General features: G+C 30.4%; 6 protein-coding genes and 1 pseudogene. All 7 read right to left on the reverse strand.

The window, feature by feature from the left end; all coding sequences use genetic code 11:
* Positions 1-283: 283 nt before the first annotated feature.
* Complete coding sequence (locus tag JX287_RS03685; RefSeq protein WP_204642174.1) at positions 284-652, reverse strand: S1 RNA-binding domain-containing protein; 369 nt, start codon at positions 650-652, stop codon at positions 284-286.
* On the reverse strand, positions 642-2,618 hold the full coding sequence (tkt, locus tag JX287_RS03690) for a transketolase (RefSeq protein ID WP_204642176.1): 1,977 nt from the start codon (positions 2,616-2,618) through the stop codon (positions 642-644). The genes JX287_RS03685 and tkt overlap by 11 nt, the downstream gene beginning before the upstream one ends.
* 16 nt (positions 2,619-2,634) lie before the next feature.
* A complete protein-coding gene (gene recR, locus JX287_RS03695) occupies positions 2,635-3,231 on the reverse strand; it encodes a recombination mediator RecR (protein WP_204642177.1) in 597 nt (198 codons plus the stop codon).
* A gap of 1 nt (position 3,232) precedes the next feature.
* On the reverse strand, positions 3,233-3,550 hold the full coding sequence (locus JX287_RS03700; protein WP_204642179.1) for a YbaB/EbfC family nucleoid-associated protein: 318 nt from the start codon (positions 3,548-3,550) through the stop codon (positions 3,233-3,235).
* Positions 3,551-3,667: 117 nt separating this feature from the next.
* A complete protein-coding gene (gene dnaX / locus JX287_RS03705) occupies positions 3,668-5,377 on the reverse strand; it encodes a DNA polymerase III subunit gamma/tau (RefSeq protein WP_204642181.1) in 1,710 nt (569 codons plus the stop codon).
* A gap of 140 nt (positions 5,378-5,517) precedes the next feature.
* A complete protein-coding gene (locus JX287_RS03710; RefSeq protein WP_204642183.1) occupies positions 5,518-6,429 on the reverse strand; it encodes a hypothetical protein in 912 nt (303 codons plus the stop codon).
* Positions 6,430-6,689: 260 nt separating this feature from the next.
* Positions 6,690-7,317: pseudogene (locus tag JX287_RS03715) on the reverse strand (DUF4878 domain-containing protein); the annotation flags it as partial.

Genomic DNA, 7,317 nt, shown 5'->3' on the forward strand with positions numbered 1-7,317 from the left:
ATACTTTCAACCCAACCACTTTTATCCCGCATATTGGTCAGCGGCAAACTTTCAACCCGACCATTTATATCCCACATATCGGTCAGTGGACTTCTACTATTTTTATATTACATTACTTTATTTTCATTGTCAACAAATAACAATTACTTCATATTTCACTTAAATAAAGCTATCTCTTTTAGATATAACAAAAAATAAATTTTAATAAAAAGCTGTTCAAATAGCTATTAATTTTTTTGACCTTTATTCAATACTTTTAGTAAAGTTAAGAGAATGTTATAAATTATTTAGAATTCCTCATTTCGAGTATAGCTTTTTTTTGCCACAGCTTCATATTTTGTTTAAGTGTGTCAAATCCATACACGAAATTTAAAGTATCTAAACTATTGATTTCTTTTTTATCAGTAGATTTTTTTTGTTTAAAATTTAATGTTGCATTAATCTTATTATCTTTGATTGACAAGACCTTAACTTCTAAAATTTCATCTTGTTTTATATAACTACTTATATCGAATATAAAACAATTTGTAATTTCAGAAATGTGTATTAAACCTACCATCTTATCTCTTGTTTCAATAAAAGCACCGTATGGTTTAACTGCTGTTACTTTTACCTTTATAATATCGCCTGGGCGAATTTCTCTATAGCTCATTTTTAATTTTCTCTACAACTGCTTCAACAGTAAATCCATATTCTTCGATTACTTTATTCGCAGGTGCAGAAGCTCCAAATTTATCAATTCCAATAGCTAATCCATCTAAACCAACATATTTGTACCAAAGAGCACTGTTACCCATTTCTAATGATACACGACGACGTACATTTAATGGTAATAATTCTTCTTTATATTCTTTTGATTGTTCTTCAAATAATTCAACTGAAGGCATACTTACAACACGTACTTTTGAACCATCTTTTTCTAATTCACGTGCTACATCAATTGCTAATGCAACTTCAGATCCTGTAGCGATTAAAATAGTATCGAAGTCTTCTGCTGTTTCGTAAACAACATAAGCACCTTTAGCAACTTTTTCAAATGAAGAATTTTCTAAAATTGGTAAGTTTTGACGTGTTAATACAATTGATGTTGGTTTATTATTTGTTTTTTGTGATAAATACCAAGCAGCTTGTGCTTCAGTCGCATCAGCAGGTCTAAATACATATGAATTTGGAATAGTTCTTAATGATGCTAAGTGTTCAATTGGTTCGTGTGTTGGACCATCCTCACCTACTGCAATACTATCATGTGTAAATACATAAGTTACAGGTAAGTTTTGTAATGCTGATAATCTTAATGCCGCTTTTAGGTAATCTGAAAATACGAAGAATGTACCACCGAATACACGTACTCCCCCGTGTAATGTTAACCCATTAAGTACAGTAGCCATAGCAAATTCACGAACACCAAATTGTACATTACGTTCTGTTCTGTGTTCATCATCTTGTAATCCATCACCTTTAATGAATGTCATATTAGAGTGTGAAAGGTCAGCTGATCCTCCGAAAAATGTTGGTAATACAGCTGCAACACTATTAATTGCATCTTGAGATGAATTACGAGTTGCTTGAGCTTCTCCAACATTTTTAAAGCTAAAGCTTTCTTTTGATAGATGTTTGATGTCTTCACGTGTTAATGCTTCTTCTAGCTCTTTTACTAATTCTGGGAATTTAACTTTATAATCTGCATATAATTCTTCCCATTTAGCATATTCATTTTCACCACGATCTGCTACATTAGCTTTGAAGTCAGCATATACATCAGCAGGGATATCAAATGGTTCATTTTCCCAACCAATTTCTTTTCTGAATAATGCAGTTTCTTCTTCTCCTAATGGAGCTCCGTGTACACCATTAGTTCCTTGTTTATTAGGAGAACCAGCTCCGATAATTGTTTTCACTTCTATTAAGGTAGGCTTGTCAGATTTTTTAGCTTGTTCAATTGCTGCGCTAACCGCGTCTACATTTGCACCGTCTTCTACAAGGATAGTGTTCCATCCATATGCTTCATATCTTGCACGAACATTTTCAGAAAATGCATCTTTAGTTTCACCATCTAAACAAATATCGTTTGAATCATATAATACAACAAGTTTATTTAATTTTTGTACTGCAGCAAAGCTTGATGCTTCAGAAGCAACACCTTCCATAATATCCCCATCACCACAAATAACATATGTATAGTGATCAAATAAATCGTATCCTTCTTTGTTGTACTTAGCAGCTAAATATCTTTCTGCTAAAGCCATACCTACTGCTGTAGAGATACCTTGACCTAATGGACCAGTTGTAGCATCAATACCTTTAGTATGTCCAAACTCTGGATGACCAGGAGTTTTAGAACCCCATTGACGGAAATTTTTTACTTCTTCTAATGATACATCTTCAAATCCTGATAGATGTAATAAAGAATATAATAACATTGAACCGTGTCCTGCTGATAATACGAATCTATCTCTATTAATCCAGTCAGGTTTTTTAGGGTTTACTCTAAGATGTTTTGAAAATAATGAGTAAGCCATAGGGGCTGCTCCCATTACAACTCCAGGGTGTCCTGATTTTGCTTTATTAATCGCATCAACACCTAATACTTTTATCGCGTTTACTGATTTTTGTGACATAAACTGCCCTCCTAAATTATATTTCTATTCTACCAGAAATGGCTCTTGATAATGTAACTTCATCAACATACTCGATATCACTTCCAAAGGAAATACCTTGAGCTATTCTAGTAACTTTTATGTCTGTATTTTTTAAATATCTTGAAATAAAACTTGCAGTTCCCTCTCCTTCTGGCGAAGAGTTAGTTGCTAATATTATTTCTTTTACCGTTTCATCTTGCGCCCTTTCAAAAAGAGACTTTATGTTAATATCAAGCGGTCCTATTCCATCCATTGGCGAAATTAAACCATCAAGTACGTGATATACCCCTCTATATTGTTGCATGTTCTCCATTGCTACTAAATCATTATCATTAGCTACAACACAAATCATAGATTTATCTCTACCCTCATCAGAGCAAATATCACAGATATGATCTTCACTAAGTCGACCACAAACTTCACAATTAGTAAGCTTTTCTTTTAAATGTACTAAACTATCCGCAAAGTTTTTTATATCATCATCATGCATTTTCAAAGTATGAAATGCTAATCTTACTGCAGTTTTCTTTCCTATCCCAGGTAGTAAAGAATAACTGTCTATTAAATCTAAAATTGGTTTAGGATATTGCATCTTATAGTCCTGGGATGTTTAATCCGTTTGTAAATTTACCTAATGTTTCTTCTTTTAATTGAGTAGATTTTTCTAGCGCATCATTTACTGCAGTTAAAATCATATCTTGAAGCATTTCAATATCTTCTGGATCAACTACTTCTTCTTTAATTTTAATATCTAATATTTTTCCATCACCATTAGCTATTGCTGTTACCATACCACCTGATACAGTTCCCTCAACAATTTGGTCTTTTAATCCTTCTTGGGCTGCTAACATATCTTTTTGCATTTTTTGCATCTTTCTCATCATTTGTTGCATATTTCCCATTCCGCGCATAATATTTCCTCCTAATGTCTAACTTATATTATAATTCTATTTAAATTTTTACTACTTGTCAATAATTTACAATTTATTTCAAGTTATTTCAATTGTTTTCAATAACGTTTTCTACTTTTAATTTTCGATTATTATGTCTCCAAACAACTCATCAATTTTAGTTAACTGTTTTTCTTCAGTCTCTTCCACTATTGTGTCTTCTATTACTGGATTTTCAAGTTCATCTTTAAGAATTGTATATTGGTGATCTTGTAAAGTATATAAAGAATAATCTACACCTATAAATCTCTTGAATAAGCCTTCTAAATACTTTTTATATTTTGAATTAGGAGCCATTTTCACCATATTATCTACTTCATTAAATACTAATAATCCCCCTTCTTTTGAAGAAGCTACCAACTGACAAGAACTAAATAATTCTCTCATGGCTGTTACTTCTGGATTATTTGTATGCAAACTTTCATTTATAATTTTCCTAAACACGTTTGCTGCATAGTTGGTAAAATTCTCATTAGAAGATTTCATAAGTTCTATAATTTTAGTCTTATCTTTTATTATAACTTCTTTTATTTCTTCTTTAGGTGTTCCCTGCCAACTTGTTGTATTTACTTCTTCATTTGTACTATTCTGTGTCTCACCATATGAAGTATTGTTAATAGAATTTATAGATAAACTATTTAGATTTTGTCCTAATTGATTTAACTTATCTTCTAATATTTTAATTCTATTTTCTAGCTCAACAGTTCTTGTATTTGAAACTGTCTTTTCTACACTATTAGCAATGGGAACTTGATTAATATTATCTTCTTTCGAACATATTTTTACAATACAAATTTGCATATAACTCATATACTCTGTAGAAAATCTAATAAATTGCTCCGTCTGTGACAAATACTCTATTATTTTATAAAAATAATCAAAATTAACATTTTCTATTTCTGCAGCAATTTTATCAACATTATAAACAGTATGTTTAGTATCTTTTAAATTTTTATATACTACTATATCTCTAGTTACGTTAATTAAATCATTAAGCAGTAATTTCGTGTCTTTAGCCTGAGCGACAAACTCATTGTATTTTAATAAGGATTTTGTAACATCTCCTTGCAATAATCCTTTATAAAATTCTAAAATATCATCTTCACTTATTGAAGAAGTTACTTCTAGTATATGATTTAATGTAATTTCTTCAGAATAATTAGATACTTGATCTAGTATACTAATCGCATCTCTTAGACCACCTTTTGCAAGAGTTGCAATTTTTTCTATTGCTTCATCTTCTATCACTAAGTTTTCTTCTTTGGCTATATATCTGAGTCTATCTATCAACTGTTCTTGCGAAAGATTCTTAAATTCAAATCTCTGACATCGTGATAAGATTGTAGCTGGTATTTTATGAATTTCTGTAGTTGCTAGAATAAATATTACATGTGCTGGTGGTTCTTCTAATGTTTTTAATAAAGCATTAAATGCAGCTGTTGTTAACATATGTACTTCATCAATAATATATACTTTATATTTACCTTCCGTAGGTAAAAATTTTATAGCTTCTTTTATATCACGTACTTCATCAACACCATTATTACTCGCTGCATCAATTTCTATTATATCAACATTCTCTTTTTGATAGATTTCATTTCCATTAACCTCATTTGCGAATATCTTCGCAATAGAAGTTTTACCAGTACCTCGAGATCCATAAAATAAATAGGCATGACTTATCTGATCTTTATCAATCGCATTTTTCAATACAGAAACTATGTGATTTTGACCTACTATATCAGCAAATGTTTGTGGTCGATATTTCCTATATAATGCTTGAAACATACAAACCTCCTAAATTATTTTAACTAATATATTATACCATATTTTCAACATTACTTATAGTAAAAAAAGACTAAGAAAAAATTCTTAGTCTTGACGAATGAGTTCATCGACTTCCACAAACCATCTACCGTTTACTTTTTTTACATATATATATATATATATATATTTCGTTTATTTCCACCACCTTTTAATTTAACTTTAGCACTATTTTCATTAATTGATTTTACTTCTCCAATCTCCATATCACTAAATCTTTCAGCTGTTTCTTTTTTATAAACGTCACCTAGGTTGTTTAATTGTTCTAAATGTTCAGTTCTACCTTTATCACTTTTAATGTTCATATTATTTACCAATTTTTTTAAATCACCATCTTTTGCTGCAGACATATAATTTTTCGCCGCTTCTTCCGGTGTTGCTCCGCCTAATTTTTCAAAATCACCATCTTTTATTGCAGATATCCCATTTTTCACAGCTTCTTCCGGTGTTGCTCCACCTAGTTTTCCACTGCCACTAGAGAACATAAATATCATTAATACAACCAAAATCGCAGCAACTGCCGCAGCAGTTATATATCCTATCATTTTACTATCCATCTTAGGTCTACGATTCATAGGATTAAAGTTTTGGTTATTACCAAATTGTGGATTTTGTCCATTATTTCCTTGCCCTCTATATTGAGGGTTATTCATATTATTATAAGGTTGATTTTGACCGTTATAACCCTGTCCTTTATATTGAGGGTTATTCATATTATTATTTTGAGGTGATTGAGCATTATACCCTTGTCCTCTATATTGTGGATTATTCATATTATTTTGAGGTTGATTTTGACCATTTGAATGTCCTTGAAATTGTGGACTATTCACGTTATTTGCTTGTGAATTTTGGTTTTGATATGGATTTTGATTATTTACATTTCTATTAAAATTTTGTGGATTTTGTCCATTATAACCGTTTCCTTGGTATTGATTGTTTCGTTGAGGATATCCTTGATTCGGGTGATGATTTTGAGGAGTTCCATTCAGATTTACATTTTGGCCTCTATTATTCATAATAACTTTCTCCTTTTATTTCGTGAAAATTGTAACTTTTATAAGTTTAATGAATGCAATTCTTTTTTTATCTTATTATACTTTAAGAATACTACATTTGTCAAAGATGCCAACAAAGTTAAAGAATAATTGTAACAGTTCCTATAAACAAATATAATATAAAAAAGTAAATCAAATAATTTAATTTTTTATTAAATCAATTGATTTACCCTGTTATAATTTATTATATAATTTTATTATTTCAAATTATAAATCTAAAACTATTTATCCTCTATAAACCATCTACCGTTTACTTTTTTTACATACATAGGTCGTGTATCTCCACCACCTTTTAATTCAACTTTAGCACTATTTTCATTAATTGATTTTACTTCTCCAATCTCAACCTCACTAAATTTATTAACTAGTTCAATTTTATCATTATCATTTAGGTTTTTAAATTCTGCTAAAAATTTAGTTCTAGCTTCATCACTTTCAAAGTAACAATTATTTAATAATTTTTCAAAATCACCATCTTTCATTGCAGATATCCCATTTTTCACAGCTTCTTCAGGTGTTGCTCCACCTGGTTTACCACTGCCACTAGAGAACATAAATATCATTAATACAACCAGAATCGTAGCAACTGCCGCAGTTATATATCCTATCATTTTACTATCCATCTTAGGTCCGCGATTCATAGGATTAAAGTTTTGGTTATTACCAAATTGTGGATTAAATTGATTAGGATTATTGTATCCATTTTGATTACTGAACTGTGGATTATTCGGATTACCAAATTGAGGATCTTGTCCATTATAACCCTGTCCTCTATATTGAGGGTTATTCATATTATTATTTTGAGGTGATTGAGCATTATACCCTTGTCCTCTATATTGTGGATTATTC

Source organism: Gemella haemolysans (genome assembly GCF_901873445.1).
In the GTDB taxonomy this organism is placed as follows: Bacteria; Bacillota; Bacilli; order Staphylococcales; family Gemellaceae; genus Gemella; species Gemella haemolysans_C.